The sequence below is a fragment of the Burkholderia sp. MSh2 genome (assembly GCF_000731655.1).
GTDB lineage: Bacteria > Pseudomonadota > Gammaproteobacteria > Burkholderiales > Burkholderiaceae > Burkholderia > Burkholderia paludis.
Window position 1 is genome coordinate 19,597 of sequence record NZ_JPGM01000027.1, and the last position, 20,259, is coordinate 39,855.

Here is a 20,259-nt window from a genome sequence, read left to right on the forward strand (position 1 = left end):
TTTCGACCGGGCCGGCCCGCGTCGCCCCGCGTCGGAATACCCGACACCCGTCACGCGACCCGATGCGCGGCAAACCCGACCTCGCCCGGCGCGATCCCGTCCTTCAGCGTCAGCGCCGGAATCTCGTAGTCGCCCGCGTTCTGCCGCCGGAACGGAATCGGCTGCGCGGTCCACAGCGTGTCGAGACGCCGGCCGAGCGCCGCGCGCGTCTCGCCGAAGCGCGCGTCGTCCATCTTCCCCGTCCGGTAGATCACGAACGGCGGCAGCACGTCGAAACCCGGGTAATACAGCATCCCGTGCTGAATCGGGAACAGCACGTCGTCGATCGGCCCGTTGATGCCGCGCGCGCTGTAATGCGACTCCCACCCGCCGGCCGTGACGACCACCATCGCGCGCTTGCCGGCCAGCGCCCCTTCGCCGTACCGATTGCCCCAGCGCGTGTCGGAATGCTCGCCTACGCCGTACGCGAAGCCGTACGCATACACGCGCTCGAACCAGCCCTTCATGATCGCCGGCATCGAGAACCACCACAGCGGGAACTGCAGGATCACCGCGTCGGCCCACTTCAGCTTGTCCTGCTCGCGCACGATGTCGGCGCTTTGCGTGCCGGCCGCGAACGCGCGCCGCGAATCGAGCGACGGATCGAAACGCGCGCCGGGCGCGCGATCGGTCGCATCGCGCCCGTCGAGCACGGGCTTCCAGTTCATCGCATACAGGTCGGTCACCTGCACCGCATGGCCGGCCGCCCCGAGATGCGCGACCGCGAAGTCGCGCAACGCGCCGTTCAACGAACGCGGCTCGGGATGGGCATAAACGATCAGCACATTCATGTTCGGTACTCCGTCGATTGAATGACTGCAGGATGCCGCTTCCACCGGTATATTTGAAATGAATTCCCGATATGCCAGGTATAGCCATGAACAATCTCAGGCGACTCGACCTGAACCTGCTCGTCACGCTGGACGTGCTGCTCGCCGAGCACAACGTCACGCGCGCCGCCGAAAAACTGGGGATGTCGCAGCCGTCGGTCAGCGTGCAGCTGCAGAAACTGCGCGACGTGTTCGGCGATCCGCTGCTGCTGCCGGGGCCGCGCGGGATGCGGCCGACCGCACGCGCGGAAGCGCTGCGCGAGCCGTTGCGGGACGCCATCGAAGCCATCGGGCGCGCGGTGATCCCCGCCACGCCGTTCGATCCCGCCACCGCGACGAACACGTGGCGGGTAGCCGCAACCGATTACGGCGAATCGACGATCGTGCTGCCCGCGCTGAACGCGCTGCGGTCGGCCGCACCGGGTACGCGGCTCGCCGTCGTCGAGCTCGTGCCGCCGCGCATCGAACAGGATGCCGAACGAAACGGCATCGACCTCGCGTTCCACACGACCGAGGGGTCGCCGCCCGGCATGCGGCGCCGGCCGCTGTTCGTCGAGCGCTACGTGCTCGTCGGGCGCGCCGGTCATCCGAAGCTGAAGCGGCGCCCCACGCTCGCGCAGTTCGGCGCGCTCGAACACGTGATCGTGTCGCCCGACGGCGGCGGCTTCTTCGGCGTGACGGACGACGCGCTCGCGCAGGTCGGTGCGACGCGGCGCGTCGTGCTGTCGGTGCCGCATTTCCTGTTCGTGATGTCGGCCGTCGCCAGCACCGACCTCGTCGCGATGCTGCCCGAGCGGCTGGTGCGCGACGTGCCCGCACTGCGCGTGGTGGAAGCGCCGGTCGACGTGCCCGGCTACGAAATGTCGATGCTGTGGCACGAACGCGTGCATCGCGATCCGGCGCACCGCTGGTTGCGGGAAACGATCTCGGCATCGGTCTGATCCGCCCGGCCGCGGGGGGCGGCTGACATCTGCTGTCGCCAGGGGCTTGAAAGTCCGCCGATCACTGTATATATTTACAGTGTTTCTGCGTCATTTGACCCGAATTCCGTCATCCCGAGACGGTCTTTAGTGAGGCGACCATGTTCCAGTCATCCGCATTCGATCCCGAGCAACCCGGCTTCAATCCCGTCCACTTCGAGCGCGCCGCGCAGCGGGCGGTCGTCGATCTGCAGCGTGTCGTCGGCGGCCCCGCGCAGCGGGCGCTCGGCCTGCGGCGCCGCACCCACCCCGCCGCCGTCCGCACGATGAGCTGGCAGGCGCTGCTGAACGTCGAAGAGCTGGCCTTCTCGAATGCCGGCTTCCTGAACCGCAACGATCCGACCGTCGTCGACGCATTCATCCGGCTGCGCGACAGCCGGCTGGTCGCCTCGGACACCGAGGAGCCGGTGGACTGGCGTCGCGACGACGACGACCTGCCGGCCGTCTACCTGATCGTCAAGGCGATGCTCGATGCGGAAGAGGAAGAGCGCGCCGAAGCGGGCTGAGCCGCGCCGGCCGCTCGCGGCGCGCCGCCGCGTAGCAGGCTCGTGCGGCCCGTGCCCATGCCCGTCGCCGCGCTCCCGTGCGAGCGGGCCGGCGCGCCGGATCGCACACTGCGCGCCGTCGCGCGGGCAAGCCAGCGCCGCGCGACGAACGCCGGAACGAACCTGCCGGGGGCCGCGCGCTACAGCCGTGCCGCCAGCCGCGAGCCCTGGTCGATCGCGCGTTTCGCGTCGAGTTCGGCGGCCAGTTCCGCGCCGCCGATCAGGTGCACCGGGCGCCCGGCCGCCTGCAGCGGCGCAAGCAGCGCGCGCTGCGGCTCCTGCCCGGTGCAGAGCACGATCGTGTCGGCTTCGATCAGCGCGTGATCGGTGCGCTGCTCGCCGTACGACACGTGCAGCCCGCGTTCGTCGATCCGTTCGTAGTTCACGCCGCCGATCATCGTCACCTGCTTCATCTTCAGCGTCGCGCGGTGAATCCAGCCGGTCGTCTTGCCGAGCCCCTTGCCGAGCGGCGCGGCCTTGCGCTGCAGCAGCGTCACTTCGCGCGCGGGCGCGGCGACCTGCGCGCGCGTCACGCCGCCACGCGTCGCGGCCGGGTCGGTCACGCCCCACTCGGCCTTCCACGCGTCCAGGTCGAGCGCGGGCGACTCGCCGTCCTGCACCAGATATTCGGCGACGTCGAAGCCGATCCCGCCCGCGCCGACCACCGCGACGCGCCGGCCGACCGGCTGCCTGCCCGCGAGCACGTCGATGTAGCTGAGCACGTTCGGCCCGTCCTGCCCCGGAATCTTCGGGTCGCGCGGCGAGACGCCGGTCGCGAGCACGATCTCGTCGTAGCCGCCCGCGATCAGGTCGCTCGCGTCGACCCGGCGGTTCAGGTGCAGATTCACGCCGGTCAGCGCGATCTGCCGGCCGAAGTAGCTCAGCGCTTCATGAAACTCCTCCTTGCCCGGAATCCGCTTCGCCAGGTTGAACTGGCCGCCGATCTCGGCCGCGCCGTCGAACAGGTCGACCCGATGGCCGCGCAGGGCGAGCACGGTCGAGCACGCGAGCCCGGCCGGCCCCGCGCCGACCACCGCGATACGCTTCGGCTGCGCCGCGGGCGTGTATTCCAGCTCCGTCTCGTGGCACGCGCGCGGATTCAGCAGGCACGACGCGATCCGGTTCTTGAACGCGTGATCGAGGCACGCCTGGTTGCAGCCGATGCAGGTGTTGATCTCGTCGGCGCGGCCCTGCGCGGCCTTGACCACGAATTCGGCATCCGCGAGCAGCGGACGCGCCATCGACACCATGTCCGCGCAGCCGTCCGCGAGGATCTGCTCGGCCACTTCCGGCCGGTTGATCCGGTTGGTCGTCACGAGCGGAATGCCGACCTCGCCCTTCATCTTCTTCGTCACCCACGCGAACGCGCCGCGCGGCACCGACGTCGCGATCGTCGGCACGCGCGCCTCGTGCCAGCCGATCCCGGTGTTGATGAGAGTGGCGCCCGCGCGCTCGACGGCCTTCGCGAGCTGCACGGTTTCGCTCCAGTCGCTGCCGTCCGGAATCAGGTCGAGCATCGACAGCCGGTAGATCAGGATGAAATCGCGGCCGACCGCCTCGCGGGTGCGCTCGACGATCTCGATCGGCAAGCGGATGCGGTTCTCGTACGCGCCGCCCCACTGGTCGGTCCGCTTGTTCGTGTGCATCGAGATGAACTGGTTGATCAGGTAGCCCTCGGAGCCCATGATCTCGACGCCGTCGTAACCGGCTTCGCGCGCGAGCGTCGCGCAGCGGACGAACGCGCGGATCTGCCGCTCGACGCCGCGCGCGCTCAGCTCGTGCGGCGCGAACGGCGAGATCGGCGACTTGATCTTCGACGGCGCGACCGCGAACGGGTGATAGCCGTAGCGGCCCGTATGCAGGATCTGCAGCGCGATCTTGCCGTCCTCGGCATGCACGGCGTCCGTGATCTCGCGATGCCGCCGCGCGGCGCCCGACGTCATCAGCGTGCCGCCGAACGGCTTGGTCCAGCCAGCCACGTTCGGCGCGAAACCGCCCGTCACGATCAGGCCGACGCCGCCGCGCGCGCGCTCGGCGAAATAGGCGGCGAGCCGCGGCAGCGTCTTGCGGCTGTCCTCGAGGCCCGTATGCATCGAGCCCATCAGCACGCGATTCTTCAGCGTCGTGAAGCCGAGATCGAGCGGAGCGAGCAGGTGGGGAAAGGGTGTTGTCATGATGGTCGCGCCGATAAGCAATGCCTGCCATCGTAGGCGCGCGCCGCCTTGAACGTGAGGGGGCAAACAGCCATAATGCTTGTCATTTCCGGCCAAGAAGACATGACCTCCCCCCTCGCCAAGGATCGCCTCGGGCTGCGCCGGCCGACGATTCCGGTCGCCTATACGCGCCTGCTGCTGCAGGCGCTGGCCGCGCGCGGCGTCGACCTTGCCGCGGTGCGCGCCGGCACGGGCCTGCGCGACGCGGTGCTGGCCGAGCCGGACGCGCGCGTCGCGCCGTCGCAATGGGGGCGGCTCGTGCTCAACGCGATCGAGATCGGCGGCGATCCGGGCATCGGGCTCGCGTTCGGGCTGCTGCTGAAGCCGACCGTGCACGGCTTTCTCGGCTATGCGACGCTGACCGCGCGGGACATCCGCGAGGCGCTGGCGGTCACGCAGCGCTACTTCCGCATGCGCAACCGTCAATATCGGCTGACCTATGCGGAGGACGAACGCGGCGCGACCCTCGAGCTGCACGGCGTGCAGGCGAGCCCGGTGCTGCAGCACCACGTGATGTTCGAATTCGTGCTGACGGGGCTCGCGCAGAACATCTCGCAATGGGCCGGGCGCGCGTCGCCGCCGATCACGCTGCGCTTCGCGTGGCCGGAGCCCGCGTATTTCGCGCGCTATCGCGATACGTTGCCGCCGGTCGAATTCGGTTGCGCGGCGAACGCTCTATGGATCGCACGCGACGTGCTCGACTGGCCGCTGCCGCTCGCCGACGAAGTCGCGCACCGGCAGGCGCTCGTGCAGGTCGAGCGCGAATATGCGCAGGTGCGGCAGGAGGAAGGCGATCTGGTCGAGCGCGTGCGCGCGGAGCTGGCGCGCACGACGGGCGCCTACCCGGGGCCCGACAGGCTGGCGGATGCACTGCTGGTGTCGACGCGCACGCTGCGGCGCCGGCTGGAGGAAGCTGGTTCGGGCTACCGGCAACTGCTCGACGAAGCGCGGTTTCGCGACGCGAAGCAACTGCTCGCCGCATCGGATCTCGACCTGAAGACGATCGCCGAGCGGCTGCAATTCACCGATCCGGCGAACTTCACGCGCGCGTTCCGGCGCTGGGCCGGGCAAACGCCCAGCGCCTACCGGGAAGCGGCCGGCGCGCTGGCGGAACCGGCGGCGGCCGGCGCGTCGGCCAGATAGATTCGCGCGCAGCCGTCGCCGCCCGCCGCCTCGATCCGCACGTCGCCCGGCGCGGCCGCGATCGCGTCGTACACGTCGTCGGTCACGCACACCACCGGCACCGCGATCGCATACAGCTCGGCGGCCACGATCGCGCCGATCGAGAGGATCAGGTCGCGCTCCTTCAGCACGATCCCGACCGGCCCGGTGCCGTTGCGCACCGCTTCCGCGAGCACGCTGCTGCTCGAACTCGAGCCCTTCGCGTGCGGCATCACCATCACCTTGCCGGCCAGGCTCGCACCGGCCTGCGGATGGCCGCGATCGACGATCCGGCCCGTGCCCGAGTCGTAGCCGCCCCAGAAGCTGAGCGGCCTGTCGAGCACGAACGCGCGTGCGCACGCGCTACCCGGCACGAGCGTGTCGCCCGCCCACTGCTTGCCCGTCGCTTCAGTCATCGAATCGCACCTTTCCTTCGTACGCCGACCGCACGCATTCGCGCATGCTGCCGTACGCGACCGTCACGCCGATGTTCGCGGGCGCATAGGACGCCCATTTCCCCGAGTTGGTCATCACGAGCCCCGACAACTGCTTCATCACCGGCGTGATGTACGTGCAGGTGTCGACGACGATCTGGATGCCGCGCGCGGCGAACTTCGCCGCGAGGCCGGCTTCCTCCAGCTCCCACAGGATGAAACGGCTCGTGTTCACGTAGAAATCGCAGGCCGGCTTGCCGTCGAACGCGTCGAGCAGCGTGTCGAGCGTGCGAAATTCGGCCAGCGAGAAATGCGGCGTGCCGAGCGCCACCGCGACGAGCGCATCGCCGGCCGCGCCGTGGTTCAGCGTGCGGCGAATCTCGGCGAGATCGGCCATCGACACGTCGACCGTGCGTCGCGCCGCCTGCCCGTGCAGCGCGGCGTCGAGCGTCGGCGCCTCGGGCGTCACGCCGACCGCATGGAACAGCGCGACGGCCCCGCTCGAGGCGGCGGCCGCGCCGAGCGCCTTGAGCTCGTCCTCGGTGGTGTCCGCCGGCAGCCCGACGATCGCCGGCACGACCGCGCCCGCGAGCTTGCCGATCGCCAGGCCGAGCGCGGCGAAATGAATGTCGCGCGACGGCAGGCCGCTGAAATCCGGTGCGTTGAAGACGATCCGCGCCGCGCGGTTCGCTTCGACGTGGAGCCCCGCGTACGGCGCCCGGCCGGTGATCGCGGCGGCCAGGTCGAGAAAGTCGCCGTACCGGCTCGTGCGCGCGCCGAGCACCGAGTTCGCGAACACGATCGCGTTGGATTCGGCCCATGCGATCTGCTCGCCTTGCGCGGGTCGCTTCTTCAGCTGATACGGCGCGCACGTGAAGCTCGATTCGCAGCCGAGCTGCAGATGCGCGTCCATCAGGCGCTGCGCGTCGCGCCGGATCGTGCGGTCGCCGTGGTACAGCTCGGGGTGGATCAGGTCGAGCGACCCGACGTTCAGCGTGGTCGGCACCGCGACCTTCGCGCCGGTGTCGACGAAATACTCGACGAAATCGAGGCTGGTCTGGCCGTGGTAAAGACAGCCGTCGATATGCGCGGACGTGATGTCGATCAGGTGCGGCGCGGACATCACCTGCGCCGTGCGCGCGACGATCCGCATCGCGCGCGCGACGCCGTCGCCGAAATCCCCGCGCAACATCGCGTCGTCGCGGTCACTCAACTGCAGCATCGGTTGCTCCTTTGACGCGGGCCGGCGGCGCCGGCCCGTGATACCCGTCGAAGGACTCTACAACTGGAAATAAAAACTGTCCAGATTGCCGCCGATCCGGACAATCCGAAAACCAATTTCCGTTCCGGAACGCCGTTCAAGCAAGCGATGGCTTGAATTCCGATCCAGTTCGCCGCCAGCCCTAGCGTTGCGCGGTGAGGCTGAACAGCTCGTCGCGCAGCGCCTGCGCGCGCCCCTGGCCGAACTGCGTCTCGAATTCGTTCTGCGCGGCCTGCCACGCGACTTTCGCCTCGGCGAACGTGCGCTCGCCGAGCTTCGTGAGGTGCAGCGCGTGCGCGCGCGCATCGCGCTCGGCCGCCGCCGTCGCGACGAAGCCGTCGCGCTGCAGCGGCTTCAGCGCGCGCAGCAGCGTCGTGCGGTCCATCACGAGCGCGTCGGCGAGTTCGCTCATCAACAGGCCCGGCCGGTGCGCCAGGTTCACCATGATCGAGAACTGCGCGGGCGTGACGCCGACCGGGGCCAGATGGCGCTCGTACAGTTGCGTGACGAAGCGCGCCGCCTGACGCAGCGCGAGACAGTTGCACGCTTGACCCATCGGGATGTCGTTCATGCTCCGCAATTTATATGTGCATATGCATAAAGTCAATGTACACTCCGCCGTAACGGAGCCGGCGGCCGGCCGGAGGCGTCCGGCGCCCCGCGATCGCAAGGAGACGGACATGGACTACATCGACAAGCTGCGGATCTTCCGGTCGGTGGTGGAGATGCGCAGCTTCACGCGCGCCGCCGACATGCACGGCCTCGCGCGGCCTGTCGTGTCGCGCGCGGTGGCGGATCTCGAGGCGCGCTTCGGCAGCCGGCTGCTGCACCGGACCACGCGCCAGGTGTCGCTGACCGAAACGGCCGAGCGCATCTACGCACGCTGCACGGCCGTGCTCGACGAACTCGACGCACTCGAGATGGACGCGCAGGCGCCCACGCGCGAACCCGAAGGGCTGCTGCGCATGGTCGCGCACACGACGGCCGCGCTGAACCGCCTCGTGCCGCTGATCGCCGGCTTCAAGGCCGCGCATCCGAAGGTGCGCCTCGACGTCACGCTGACCGAGCGCCCGGTCGATCTCGTCGGCGAAGGCTACGACATCGGCATCGTCGTGCCGTACATGCTGACGAGCGAAACGACCGTCGTGCGGCTGGTCGAACGGATCCCGGTCGTGATCGTCGCGACGCCGGCGTACCTGCGCGCGCATCCGCGCCCCGACACGCCGGCCGACCTGGCCGATCATCCGTTCGTGCCGATGTCGCCGTCGCTGCGCCGGCCCGCGCTGTCGTTCCGCATCGACGGCGACACGCTGACCGTGCCGTTCCGTTTCGACATCTCGTCCAACAGCCCCGTCTTCAATCGCGAGATGGTGATGCACGACTTCGGGATCGGCGTCGTGCCGAAAACGCTCGTGCGGGCGGAACTCGCGTCGGGCGCGCTCGTGCAGCTGCTGCCGGACGCCGATCTCGTCGACGCGTTCGTCGAGATCAAGCTCGCCTACGCGAACCGGGCGCTGCTGCCCGCGAAGGTCAAGGCCTTCATCGACTACACGGCCGCCTACTGCGACCGCGAAGGCTGGATCGTGCCGGCGGCGGCGTGACGCCGATTGGTACAACGGCGACACCAATCTGATCCCGCCCCGGCCATCGATCCGCCCCGCGCCACGCCCTAACATGTGCACATGCACAAGACCACGCTCACCGACGACGATTGCTTCGCGGTCCGGCAAGCCGCCCGCCGGATCTCGCAGTTCTACGAGCGTTACCTGTCGCGGGCGGGCGTGACGCCGTCGCAGTACAGCATCCTCGCCCTGCTGCGCGAGCGGCCGGACCTGACGATGGCGACGCTGTCCGCGGTGCTGGTGATCGAACGCACGGCGCTGCTGCGCGCACTCAGGCCGCTGGTCGGCGCGGCGCTGGTGGCGGGCCGGATCGAGCCGCCGTACCGCCGCCAGACCTTCGCGCTGACCGCGCACGGCGAAACGAAGATCGCCGACGCGCACGTGCACTGGCTCGCCGCGCAGGAAGCGTTCGAGCGGCGGTTCGGGCCGGCGCAGGCGGCCCGCCTGAGAGACGAACTGTTCCGGATCACGCACAACCTGCCGGAACGCTAGGGCCCGCTCGCACCCCGCGCGGGCCCGCCCCTTCCCCGATCGACGACGCGTCGTCGATCGACTTGATCAGTGCATATACATAGGTGAATCGATGGATACGACCCAAGCCGCTGCCTCCCGCGAGGCAGCCACCACCGACCGGCCCGCGGCGCAGCGCCGCCGCGTGCCGTGGATGCGCATCGCGCTGGGCGCCGTCGTGGTGGTGGTCGCCGCGGCCGCGCTCGACTGGCTGTTCGTGCTGCGCTTCCAGGAAAGCACCGACGATGCATATGTCGGCGGCGACGTGACGGTGCTCGCGCCGAAGGTCAACGGCTTCGTCGACCGGATCCTCGTGACCGACAACCAGCGCGTGAAGGCCGGCGACGTGCTCGTGCAGCTCGACGCCCGCGACTACGACGCGAAGCTCGCGCAGGCCCGCGCCGAAGTGGACGGCGCGCGCGCCGCCGTGACCGAACTCGAAGCGAAGCAGCAGTTGCAAGACGCGGTGATCGGCCAGCAGGCGGCCGACAGGAGCGCATCGTCGGCCGAGCTGACGCGTGCCGCGGCGGATCGCGTGCGCTACCGCGAACTCGTGAAATCCGACGCCGTGTCGAACCAGATCGTCGAGCGCGCGGATGCCGACTATTCGAAGGCCGACGCGGCCGTCGCACGCAGCGACGCCGCGCTGCTCGCCTCGAAGCGGCAGCTCGACGTGCTCGGCGCGCAGCTCGCCGACGCGCGGGCCCGCGTGAACACCGCGCTTGCCGCGCAGCGCGTCGCCGCGCTCGACGTCGAATACACGATGATCCGCTCGCCAGTCGACGGTTACGTCGGCAACCGCACGGGCCGCGTCGGGATGCTCGCGAACGTCGGCGTGCCGTTGCTGACGATCGTGCCGGCCACCGGGCTGTGGATCGACGCGAACTTCAAGGAAGACCAGTTGCGCAAGATGCGCGCGGGCGACCGCGTCGACGTGTCGCTCGATGCGTCGAGCACGCGCCTGCACGGCCGCGTCGACAGCGTCGCGCCCGCGACCGGCGCGACCTTCAGCGTGCTGCCGCCCGAAAACGCGACCGGCAACTTCACGAAGATCGTCCAGCGCGTACCCGTGCGCGTGCATCTCGACCCGCAGCCGGGCCTCGAGCAGGTGCTGCGCCCCGGCCTGTCCGCGGTCGTGACCGTGCACATCGACCACGCCAACTGAACGGGAGCCTGCGATGACCACCGCGTTTTCCGGCGACCCCGCGTCGCAACCGACCCGGCAGCGCGTCTTCGCGTTCGCGCTGATGTGCGTCGGCTTCTTCATGGCGACGCTCGACATCCAGATCGTCGCGTCGTCGCTGCGCGACATCGGCGGCGGCCTGTCCGCGAGCCAGGACGAGCTGTCGTGGGTGCAGACGGCCTACCTGATCGCCGAGATCATCGTGATCCCGATGTCGGGCTGGCTGTCGAAGGTGATGTCGACCCGCTGGCTGTTCGTCGCGTCGGCCGTCGGCTTCACGATCACGAGCATGCTGTGCGGGCTTGCATGGGACATCAACTCGATGATCCTGTTTCGCGGGCTGCAGGGCGCGCTCGGCGCCGCGATGATTCCGACCGTGTTCACCACCGCGTTCGTGCTGTTCCCCGGCCGGCAGCGGCTGATCGCGTCGACGACCATCGGCGCGCTCGCGTCGCTCGCACCGGCGATCGGCCCCGTGATCGGCGGCTGGATCACCGACCAGTGGTCGTGGCACTGGCTGTTCTACCTGAACCTCGTGCCGGGCGTCGCGGTGGCCGCGCTCGTGCCGCGCTACGTGCACATCGACCAGCCCGATCCCGGCCTCGTGCGGCGCGGCGACTATCGCGGCATCGTGCTGATGTCGGGCTTCCTCGGCTGCCTCGAATACGTGCTGGAGGAAGGCCCGCGCAAGAACTGGTTCGGCGACGACGCGATCGTCGCGTGCGCGTGGATCTCCGGCATCTGCGGCTTCCTGTTCATCGTGCATGCGCTGACCGCGGAAGACCCGATCGTCGACCTGCGCGCGCTCGCGGTGCGCAACTTCGGGATCGGCAGCCTGCTGTCGTTCGTGACCGGTATCGGGATCTTCGTGACCGTGTTCCTGACGCCGCTGTTCCTCGCGCAGGTGCGCGCGTTCAGCTCGCTGCAGATCGGCATCGCGCTGCTGTCGGTCGGGGCGTTCCAGTTGCTGGCGCTGTGTGCGTACGCGTTCGCCGCGCGCCATGTGAGCATGCGCGCGCTGCTCGTGTTCGGGCTGGTCTGCTTCGGCCTCGGCTGCTACCTGTACACGCCGATCACGCACGACTGGGGCTGGCGCGAACTGCTGCTGCCGCAGGCGCTGCGCGGGATCGGCCAGCAATTCAGCGTGCCGCCGATCGTGACGATGGCGCTCGGCTCGCTGCCGCAGTCGCGGCTGAAATCGGCGAGCGGCCTGTTCAACCTGATGCGCAATCTCGGCGGCGCGATCGGCATCGCGGTGAGCGCGACGATGCTCAACGACCGGCTGAATTTCCATTACCTGCGCCTGAACGAACACGTGAGCGCCGGCGCGCCGCAGGTTGCGTCGCTGCTCGATCGCCAGGCCGCGTACTGGACGGCCGTGGCGGGCAATACGCTGAACACCGCGCAGGCGGGACTCGCGAACCTGCACCGGCTGATCTACCGCGAAGCGCTGACGCTCACCTATGCGGATGCGTATTACGCGCTGTCGCTGTGCTTCGTCGTCGCGCTGGTTGCCGTCGCGTTTTCCAAACCCATCACCCTGAACGCGCCGCCGCCGGACGCGCACTGAGATCGAGGCCATCGCCATCATGAAGAAATTACTCGTCGCCGTCGCCGTCAGCGCCCTCGCCGCCGGATGCGCGGTGCAGCCCGCACAGCATCCGGCGCTGCAGGATTCGGTTCGAACGCTCGCGCCCGACGGCTGGGATACCGAGGTGCCGCGTGCGGACATCGACGCCGCCGCGTGGTGGGCGCAATTCCACGACCCCGTGCTGGACCGGCTGATCGCAACGGTGCTCGACGGCAACCTCGATCTGCAGGCCGCCGCCGAACGCGTGAAGCAGGCGCAGGCGCTGACCGTGCAGAAGCGCGCGGTGCTGCTGCCGGAACTCGACGCAAGCGCGCATGCGGCCGATGCGCGCCAGAACACACCGCCGCCGCTCGGCTACGTGCGGCAGGCCGGCGCGGGGCTGGCGCTGAGCTGGTCGCCCGACGTGTTCGGCGGCGAGCGGCTCGACCTGCTCGCCGCGCAGGCCGCGCTCGTCGGCAGCACGCATGCGGAAGATGCGATGCGGCTCGCGCTCGCGGCCGATGCGGCGTCCGCATACGTCGACCTGCGCTGGGCGCAGCAGGAACTGAAGATCCTGCAGGATAACGAAACGATCCGGCGGCGTGCGCTCGAACTCACGCGCAAGCGGCAGGCGTTCGGGCTGTCGACGGAACTGGACGTCACGCGCGCGCAGAACCAGCTCGACGCACTCGACGCGCGGATTCCGCCGACCCGGGCGCAGATCGCGCATCAGCTCAACCTGATCGCCGTGTATTCGGGGCGCACGCCGGAGTCGGTCGACCGGCTCCTGCTGACGCAGGCCGGCGCGATTCCCGCGCCGCCGGCCGGCGCGCCGGCGACGCTGCCTTCACAGGCGCTGCTGCGCCGGCCCGACGTACTGACCGCCTATGCGCAGGTCGAACAACGCGCGGCGCAAGTGGGCGCGGCCAGGGCCGAACGCTACCCGAAGTTCTCGCTGAACCTGACGGACGGGATCCTGGCCGCGTCGTATCTCGGGCTGCCGACGTTGACCGACAACCTGTTCAGCGCCGCGTTGAGCGCGACGAGCCCGATCTTCAATGCCGGACGCATCACGGCCGGGATCGCGCAGAGCGAAAGCCGGATGCGCGAGTCGGAACTCGGATTGCGGCAGACGATGCTGCAGGCGCTGCGGGAAGTGGAGGACGCGCGTGCGAATCTCGTCGGCGCCGACGCGGCGACGCAGCGGCTCGATAGCGCGCTTGCCGCGTCGGACAAGGCGCTCGGGTTGGCCAATCAGCTCTACAAGGGCGGCGCGACGGATTTCCTCGACGTGCTGTCGGCGCAGGAGGTGTATCTGCGGGATTCGGATTCGCTCAACCAGGCGCGGCGCGAACATGCGCTGGCGGCCGTTGCGCTTTACCGGTCGCTGGGAGGCGGGTGGAGCCGGCACGATGCGGGGGACGCACCGGCCACGGAAGCGATGGCGCGGAACTGAGCGCGCCGGTTCACGACGGTTCGGGCGGACAGGACGGCGTCGAATGGTTCCAGCCCGGCGGCCCCCAGTCCAGCGCGTTCCGCAGCCGGATGCCGGTCGCGTGCAGCGTCGTGTCCCACAGCGGTTTCAGCGGCGTGAGGCGCGCCAGGCTGCGCAGCTCGACGCCCTGCTCCGCCAGCCGGGCCGGCAGATCGCGCACGGTGTCGCGCGCCGCCGGCATCACCGCGCCGCGCGACACCCACATGCCCAGCTCGTCGACGCTGTCGAAGCCCGTCGCGGGCAGGCTGTAGCGATACAGCGTCGCGGCTTCGACGCGCTCGAGCCAGCCCTCCTCCACATAGGCGACGGCGCGGGCGCCGCCAGTCCCGAGCCATGCGCGCCGGTCGGCCGCCGACGTGTGCGGCGTCGGCCAGATCAGGATGCGCGGGCATTCGCGCGGAAAGAGATACAGAAAGCTGTGCAGCGCGTCGATGGCCCACACGAGCGGGCCGTTGAGCCAGTCCCGCGCCGGCCCGCGATCGACCGGAACGCGCAACGGCCGCGGCTCGAACCGCCCGATGCCGGGATCGTCGCTGAAGTGGAACAGCGTCGCGTCCGGCCGCCGCCGCTCGCCCTGCCGCGCAGCCGGATCGCGCACGATGCAGCGTGCGGGCGTGCCTACCGGTCCAGCGCGAGCTTCGCGCCGAGCCCCAGCAGGATCGTTCCCATCACCGCGTCGATCGGCTTGCGCAACTTCGCATAGCCCGTCTGCACGCGGTTCGTCGAGAACAGCACGGCAACCGTGCAGAACCACGTCAGCGAGACGGCGACGACCACGGCCAGCGTCGCGCCATGCACCCAGGCCGGCGCATGCGCGGGCAGCAGCGTGACGAACAGGCTGCCGAAGAACGCGGCGGCTTTCGGATTCGTCAGGCCGACCAGCAGCCCTTTCCGGTACGCGTGCACGCCGCCGCGCACGACCGGCCGGCTCGCGGCCTCGGGCTGCGGCGCCGGTTGGCGCAGGCCCGCCAACGTCCTGACGCCCAGATAGATCAGGTATGCGGCGCCGGCGATGCGGATCGCCTCGTACAGCCACGCGAGTTTCGCGACGATCAGGCCGAGCCCGAAAATCGCCATCGCGGCCCAGGCCGCATGCGACGACGCGATGCCCAGCGCGGCCAGCAGGCCGGCGCGGCGATGGCCGAGCGCATGCGAGGAAACGGCGATCAGGTCGGGGCCGGGGCTGACGCACGCCAGCCACATCACGCCGCCCACTGCGGCGAGTTGGGGAAGATAGCTCATGGCGATTCGGGTGGATGCGGGTCGAGGAGGACGACCGGGCTACTCTAGCACGCCGATTTCGGTTGCATGCGGGACGATCCGCGCCGCGGCTCAGCCGGCGTCGGGCCAGCGGTATCCGATCACTTCGTGCAACGGATACGCGAGTTCGCGCACCTCTTCCAGCTGGTTGCCGCCGAACAGATGCACGTGTTCGCGGTCGTGCCGCAGGTAGAAACCGACATGCCCTTTCCAGCTCGCGGGATCGTCGCGCGTCAGGACGGCGATGCAGCCGTACACGGGGCGCTCCAGCGGCCGGCCCCATTCGAGCCACGAACGCGCGAGCGCCGAGCCCGTGCCGCGCATGCCGGCATGCGTCATGCACCAGTTGACGAACGACGAGCACCAGGAAATCTTGTCGTCGTAACCAGCCAGGTTCGTCTGGTCGTTGTATTCGACGATGCGCGGGTTGATGCTGCCCGGCGGGTGCCGCCGGATGCCGCGCTCGGCCAGCGCGACGGGCATCCACGGCGGATGGGCGGCCGCCGGCTCTCTGTCGGGGTGGAATCGGGTCACGTCGTTCCCGTGCGTGTGTGAGGTGCGGTCGATCTTCGCACGAACGGCGCCCGGCGGCGAGCGCCGCCGGCATCGCGCCGCCGCGCGCACGGCCGGCCGGTCACGCATTGCCCACTCGCGGTGGGAACTGTTACGACCCGCGCCGGGTTTTTCCGGGCGCGCCGGCGCCGCACACTCCATGGGTCCGCCGGCATTTCGGCGCTTCACGACGAGGTCAACGATGACGCAACCCCTTCTTCCCCGCGACGACACCTATGCCCGTGGTCTCGCGTTGTTCGAGCGCCTGCACGGCGCGCACAGCGGCAAGGATCTGGCGCAGTCGCGCGAAACGCTCTGCCCCGACTTCCTGACGATGACGATGCAATGGGCGTTCGCCGGCGTGCTCGACCGGCCCGGGCTCGACCTCGCGACCCGCGAGCTGGTCGTGATCGCCAGTTGCGTGACGCTCGGCTACGCGCTGCCGCAATTGCGCGCGCACGTCGAAGCGGCGCTGGTTGCCGGCGCGACGCGCGAGCAGATCGTCGAGGCGATCCTGCAGACGATGTTCTACGGCGGCGGCGCGGCCGTGAACAATGCGCTGGGCGTCGTGGCGGAAGTGTTCGCCGCGCTGCCCGACGACGGGCTCAACGCGCCGGCTCCGCAACCGCAAAATGATCGAGCGCAAACGCGATGAACGCGCGGAGCTTGGCCGGCGCGCCGGCATCGCGCGCGTAGAGCAGGTAGAAATCGCGGCCGCGCGATTCGTACGCGGCCAGCAGCCGCTGCAGGCGGCCCGCCTCGAGGTCGGCCTTGACCAGGCCGAGCGGCTGCAGGATCACGCCGCCGCCGGCCAGCGCGGCCTCGCGCAGCGCGGGGCCGCTGTCGACGCGCAAGCGGTACGCGACCGGCACTTCGAGCGCGCCGTCGGGCCCGTCGAACCGCCACCGGTAACGCGGCCCCCAGCGCGTATGGCCCAGGCAATCGTGGTTCAGCAGATCCTGCGGCGTCGCCGGCGTGCCGTGCCGGGCCAGGTAGTCCGGCGACGCGCACACGACCATCCGGTAATACGACGGCAACGGCCGCGCGACCAGCGACGAATCGGCCAGCGGCCCGACGCGAAACGCGAGGTCGATGCCGTCGCCGACCGGATCGACCGCCGCATCGGTCAGCACGAGTTCGATATCGACGCGCGGATACTGCGCGAGAAAAACGGCGACGGCGGGGGCGAGCTGCGTGACGCCGAACGAAATCGGCGCGGCGATGCGCAGGTGGCCGGACGGGTCGCCGCCGAGCGTCGACGCGGCGTCGTCGGCGGTCTCGACCCGCTCGAGGATGTCGCGGCAATGCTCCAGGTAGAGCACGCCGGCCTCGGTCAGATGATGACGGCGCGTCGTGCGGTGCAGCAGCTTCACGCCGAGACGCGCTTCGAGCGCGTTCAGGTGCTTGCCGACCATGCTCGACGACAGGCCGAGCCGCTCGGCCGCGGTGGTCAGGCTGCCGGTGCTGACGATCTCGACGAACACCGACATGCTTTCGAAGCGGTCCATGATGATTGGGCGGGTGGACGACGGAAGGATGCGCGTCCGGCGCGGTGCGGCCGGATGCGCGTGGCGCTCAATCTTCGCACGAACGCCGCGGATGGCCGCGCCGTTCCCGCGCGGCGGTCGCCACGCGATGCGCCCGCCGCGTCACCCTGCCGGCCGCATGTCCCGCACGCGGCCCGTCAACGGCTGGCGAGGCTGGCGTTTCCATACTGGGCGACGAGCGCGTACCACAGCGCATAAACCTCCTTCATGCCCGGATCGTGGTCGTTGGTCCATACGGCCGTCTGCACGAGGACGAGCTTCGACGCCGGGTCGACGATGATTCTCTGGCCGTCCATCCCCTGCAGCGCGAACATGCGCCGCTCGCCCGGCAACAACCACACCTGGTACCCGTAGCCGAACACCGGGTTGGCCTTGCCCGGCGCGAGAAAGCCGTCGCCGGGCGCGACCGTCGTCGCCTGCAGCAGCCAGTCGCGCGGCACGATCTGCCGGCCGTTCCACTGGCCGTCATGCGCGAGCATCATGCCGAGCCGGGCCCAATCGCGCAGCGTGGCGCTCACGCAGCAATAGGTGATGTTCTCCCCGGTCGCGTCGCGTCCCCACGATGCATCCGACTCCATGCCCATCTTCTGCCAGATGCGCTCGCTCGCGTATTGCGCGACGCTCATGCGGGTGGCGTGGCTCACCACGAGGCCGAGCACTTCGGTTTCGATGCTCGCATAGCTGAAGTGCGTGCCGGGCGCCCGCTCGCGCGTATTGAAGTGCCTGACGGCGTCGATCGCGCCGAGCCCGTGCGGATCGAAGAGTTCGAGCCCGAACTTGTCGCGGTCGTCGCCGGCATTGTCGTCTTCGAAGAAATGGACGCCGGACGACATGTGCAGCAGGTCGCGGATCGAGGTCTGCCCGTACGGGCTGTCCGCCAGCTCCGGCACATAGGCCGCCGCGCGATCGTCGATCGAGTGGATCGCGCCTTCGGAGACGGCGATGCCGACCAGCAGGCCGACGATCGTCTTCGCCATCGATTGCGACATGAAACGGTCGGCGTCCGTCCGGGCGTAACGATAGTGTTCGTAGAGAATCGTGTCGTCGCGCGCGATCAGCAGCCCCGTTACCGGATTGCGCTCGAGATAGTCGTCGAGATTGCGGTTCTGCCCGGCATACGGGTAGATCAGCGACAGCTCCCGCCCGGACGATTTCAGTATCGACGGAGCGCCGGCCCGCGCCACGGGATCGGTCATGCGCACCTTGTCGAAATGGGTGTAGTAGCCGACGAACTGCTGCTGGGTTCTCCCGTGGCCGGGCACCGGCAACGGATAGTGATCGGCCGCGCCGTAGGCGTCCGCCGCGTATCCGGTATCGGAAAAAACGGGCTTCGGCTGCGCAACGGTACAGGACAACGCGAGGAAACTCCCGACGGCAACCGCCCTGACACTGTGACGCATGACCAGACTCCTTTTTCGATAGAGACTGCAGCTATCTTCAGATCATTGCTCAACGCCCGGTGCGGGCTGCCGTTGACCGGCCGAGTGTTTCAGAATGTAACCAGGGAGGTGCGCGACGGGCGTCGACGCGGACGCCGCGATGCGCCGGCATCCGCCGAATGGCGAAGGACGGCGTGCAACGTCGCACCCGCACGTGCGACGTTGCGGACGAGCGGGCGAATGTCGCCGGCGTCTCAGGCCGCGATGCGCTTCTGCATGAATACGCTCAACGGGTCGTCCGCGTAATCGCCGAACGGCCCGCGGCGCTCATATCCCGCGGACGCGTACAAGGCCAGCGCCTCGTGTTGACAAGGGCCGGTTTCCAGCCGGAGCACCGTACAGCCGAGCTCGATTGCCCGCGACTCGAGCCTCGCCATGAGTGTCCTGGCGATGCCCTGCCCACGGCCGCGCGGGCTGACGTACATGCGCTTCAGTTCGCCGAATCCGGGGTGGAGGACGATCGCCCCGCAGCCGACGGCCTGACCGTCGCCGTCCCGTGCGACGGCGAACAGCACATTGGCTTGCTTCAGCGACGCGATATCCACGACATGCCGGCTCTCGGGCGGGTACAGCGCGTCCTGGTACGCGTCCAGATCGGCGATGAGGGCGATGACGTCGGCCTGGTCGGGAGATTCGAAAGCGATGGTCATGACGGAAAGGGCTGGCAGGGTTGGCGAAAGCGCAACGGAACGGCCGGTCGACCCGGCGGCAGTCGATGCCGTTGCGTCCTATCGGACGACGGCATCGACCATCGCCTGTAATTCGGACAGCAGCCGCGCATAGTACTTCTGTCGCGGCACATGCGTGTCGTAACAAGCCTTGCGCTGCTCATCGGTCAGCCCTTCCGCATTGCAGGCGGCGATCGCCGGCAACGTCGCATCCCGCCACAGGATGTAGGCCCGCTCCCCCTGCCGGATCGATACCGCCATCGTGCTCGGCGCATCCGGCATCCCGTCCTGGCTGTGACCCAGCAGCAACGCCTTCACCACGGCGTCGGCCGGCTTGCGCTTCACCGGCAATTCGGTGAAGCGGAACGCCATCGCGTCGTCGTCGAAGATGTCGGCGTAAAACGTCTCGTTGTCGAAAATGGCCGCGACGTCGTCCGGCGACTTGATCCCCGCATCCGCCGTCGCCACCCAGGCCTTCAGCAGCGGCACCGTCGTCACGACGAGATTCACCTTCCCGTCGTTCGATTTCAGGAACAGGCCGTCCGGCCCGGGCGTCGTCCCGCCGTCGATGTAGAGGCCGTCGACGGTGCTCCCCGCCTTCGCGGGAAACCCTTTCGCGTCGACCTTCCCGACCAGTTTCGCGAGCCGCGCGTTGACCTCCGGCGTGTACTTCTTGTCCAGCGCCATCTTGTCGTCCCATTGCGCCGCGCCGATCTCGTCGGTGGCCTGCTTGCGATAGGCCAGATACGCATCGGTGGGCGACCGGATCATCTTCGCCCCGACCACCGCAACGACCGCGACGAGCGCCACCGCTCCCGCGCCGGCCTTCCATCCGAAAAAGCGCTTCATTTTTATTGACGTCACCGAATCCCGCGCCGACAGATCAAACGGCTGCCGCGAATCCACGGCAGCCGCCCCTCAGAAACGCGACATTCTAAAACGCAAACCGG

21 protein-coding genes are annotated in these 20,259 nt (G+C 69.2%); 9 read left to right on the plus strand and 12 right to left on the minus strand.

Annotated features, from left to right (window positions below):
* Positions 1-50: 50 nt before the first annotated feature.
* Positions 51-830, minus strand: a complete 780-nt coding sequence (locus tag GQ57_RS17825) for an NAD(P)H-dependent oxidoreductase (protein WP_034198578.1) — start codon at positions 828-830, stop codon at positions 51-53.
* 86 nt (positions 831-916) lie between these two features.
* Here GQ57_RS17825 and GQ57_RS17830 point away from each other — a divergent pair, with 86 nt between their 5' ends.
* Together GQ57_RS17830 and GQ57_RS17835 are read left to right on the plus strand one after the other, a co-directional pair.
* Positions 917-1,810, plus strand: coding sequence for a LysR family transcriptional regulator (locus GQ57_RS17830; protein ID WP_031398980.1), 894 nt, complete (start codon positions 917-919; stop codon positions 1,808-1,810).
* Positions 1,811-1,950: 140 nt separating this feature from the next.
* Positions 1,951-2,355: a DUF2471 family protein gene (locus tag GQ57_RS17835; protein WP_031398981.1), complete on the plus strand. Its 405-nt coding sequence runs from the start codon at positions 1,951-1,953 to the stop codon at positions 2,353-2,355.
* A 179-nt stretch (positions 2,356-2,534) separates the two neighbouring features.
* Here GQ57_RS17835 and GQ57_RS17840 read toward each other — a convergent pair whose 3' ends face one another.
* Positions 2,535-4,568, minus strand: a complete 2,034-nt coding sequence (locus GQ57_RS17840) for an NADPH-dependent 2,4-dienoyl-CoA reductase (RefSeq protein WP_031398982.1) — start codon at positions 4,566-4,568, stop codon at positions 2,535-2,537.
* A gap of 75 nt (positions 4,569-4,643) precedes the next feature.
* Here GQ57_RS17840 and GQ57_RS17845 point away from each other — a divergent pair, with 75 nt between their 5' ends.
* Positions 4,644-5,750 carry an AraC family transcriptional regulator gene (locus tag GQ57_RS17845; RefSeq protein ID WP_052001366.1) on the plus strand — a complete coding sequence of 369 codons (1,107 nt, stop codon included), beginning with the start codon at positions 4,644-4,646 and terminating at the stop codon, positions 5,748-5,750.
* On the opposite strand, the gene GQ57_RS17850 is transcribed toward GQ57_RS17845, so the two are convergent.
* From GQ57_RS17850 to GQ57_RS17860, 3 genes are all read right to left on the minus strand, one after another.
* Positions 5,690-6,184, minus strand: coding sequence for an aconitase X swivel domain-containing protein (locus tag GQ57_RS17850; protein ID WP_034198579.1), 495 nt, complete (start codon positions 6,182-6,184; stop codon positions 5,690-5,692). The genes GQ57_RS17845 and GQ57_RS17850 overlap by 61 nt on opposite strands.
* Positions 6,177-7,424, minus strand: a complete 1,248-nt coding sequence (locus tag GQ57_RS17855; protein WP_034198580.1) for an aconitase X — start codon at positions 7,422-7,424, stop codon at positions 6,177-6,179. The genes GQ57_RS17850 and GQ57_RS17855 overlap by 8 nt, the downstream gene beginning before the upstream one ends.
* Before the next feature lie 181 nt (positions 7,425-7,605).
* The gene (locus tag GQ57_RS17860; protein ID WP_034198581.1) at positions 7,606-8,034 is read right to left on the minus strand and encodes a MarR family winged helix-turn-helix transcriptional regulator; all 429 of its coding nucleotides are present in this window, start codon (positions 8,032-8,034) and stop codon (positions 7,606-7,608) included.
* A gap of 109 nt (positions 8,035-8,143) precedes the next feature.
* Here GQ57_RS17860 and GQ57_RS17865 point away from each other — a divergent pair, with 109 nt between their 5' ends.
* The 5 genes from GQ57_RS17865 to GQ57_RS17885 all read left to right on the plus strand — a co-directional run bounded on the left by GQ57_RS17865 (position 8,144) and on the right by GQ57_RS17885 (position 13,804).
* The gene (locus tag GQ57_RS17865) at positions 8,144-9,064 is read left to right on the plus strand and encodes a LysR family transcriptional regulator (protein WP_031398987.1); all 921 of its coding nucleotides are present in this window, start codon (positions 8,144-8,146) and stop codon (positions 9,062-9,064) included.
* An 81-nt stretch (positions 9,065-9,145) separates the two neighbouring features.
* Positions 9,146-9,577: a MarR family winged helix-turn-helix transcriptional regulator gene (locus tag GQ57_RS17870; RefSeq protein WP_034198582.1), complete on the plus strand. Its 432-nt coding sequence runs from the start codon at positions 9,146-9,148 to the stop codon at positions 9,575-9,577.
* Positions 9,578-9,668: 91 nt separating this feature from the next.
* On the plus strand, positions 9,669-10,760 hold the full coding sequence (locus GQ57_RS17875; protein WP_034198583.1) for an HlyD family secretion protein: 1,092 nt from the start codon (positions 9,669-9,671) through the stop codon (positions 10,758-10,760).
* Positions 10,761-10,773: 13 nt separating this feature from the next.
* The gene (locus GQ57_RS17880) at positions 10,774-12,348 is read left to right on the plus strand and encodes a DHA2 family efflux MFS transporter permease subunit (protein WP_031398990.1); all 1,575 of its coding nucleotides are present in this window, start codon (positions 10,774-10,776) and stop codon (positions 12,346-12,348) included.
* A gap of 19 nt (positions 12,349-12,367) precedes the next feature.
* Positions 12,368-13,804, plus strand: coding sequence for an efflux transporter outer membrane subunit (locus GQ57_RS17885; protein WP_034198584.1), 1,437 nt, complete (start codon positions 12,368-12,370; stop codon positions 13,802-13,804).
* A 10-nt stretch (positions 13,805-13,814) separates the two neighbouring features.
* Here GQ57_RS17885 and GQ57_RS17890 read toward each other — a convergent pair whose 3' ends face one another.
* From GQ57_RS17890 to GQ57_RS17900, 3 genes are all read right to left on the minus strand, one after another.
* On the minus strand, positions 13,815-14,441 hold the full coding sequence (locus GQ57_RS17890; RefSeq protein WP_200880663.1) for a DUF6886 family protein: 627 nt from the start codon (positions 14,439-14,441) through the stop codon (positions 13,815-13,817).
* A gap of 20 nt (positions 14,442-14,461) precedes the next feature.
* Positions 14,462-15,085, minus strand: a complete 624-nt coding sequence (locus GQ57_RS17895) for a LysE family translocator (protein WP_031398993.1) — start codon at positions 15,083-15,085, stop codon at positions 14,462-14,464.
* A gap of 90 nt (positions 15,086-15,175) precedes the next feature.
* A complete protein-coding gene (locus GQ57_RS17900; protein WP_031398994.1) occupies positions 15,176-15,586 on the minus strand; it encodes a TIGR02594 family protein in 411 nt (136 codons plus the stop codon).
* 271 nt (positions 15,587-15,857) lie between these two features.
* Between GQ57_RS17900 and GQ57_RS17905 the strand changes: the two genes are divergently transcribed.
* On the plus strand, positions 15,858-16,310 hold the full coding sequence (locus GQ57_RS17905) for a carboxymuconolactone decarboxylase family protein (RefSeq protein WP_075122931.1): 453 nt from the start codon (positions 15,858-15,860) through the stop codon (positions 16,308-16,310).
* Here GQ57_RS17905 and GQ57_RS17910 read toward each other — a convergent pair.
* The 4 genes from GQ57_RS17910 to GQ57_RS17925 form a co-directional block, all read right to left on the minus strand.
* Positions 16,261-17,163, minus strand: coding sequence for a LysR family transcriptional regulator (locus tag GQ57_RS17910; RefSeq protein ID WP_031398996.1), 903 nt, complete (start codon positions 17,161-17,163; stop codon positions 16,261-16,263). The two genes, GQ57_RS17905 and GQ57_RS17910, sit on opposite strands and share 50 nt — an antisense overlap.
* 176 nt (positions 17,164-17,339) lie before the next feature.
* Entirely contained in the window at positions 17,340-18,602 is a 1,263-nt protein-coding gene (locus GQ57_RS17915) for a serine hydrolase domain-containing protein (RefSeq protein WP_034198585.1), read from the minus strand.
* Positions 18,603-18,835: 233 nt separating this feature from the next.
* Complete coding sequence (locus tag GQ57_RS17920; protein WP_034198586.1) at positions 18,836-19,291, minus strand: GNAT family N-acetyltransferase; 456 nt, start codon at positions 19,289-19,291, stop codon at positions 18,836-18,838.
* Between the two features lie 78 nt (positions 19,292-19,369).
* Positions 19,370-20,158 carry a hypothetical protein gene (locus GQ57_RS17925; RefSeq protein ID WP_034198587.1) on the minus strand — a complete coding sequence of 263 codons (789 nt, stop codon included), beginning with the start codon at positions 20,156-20,158 and terminating at the stop codon, positions 19,370-19,372.
* Positions 20,159-20,259 lie beyond the last annotated feature (101 nt).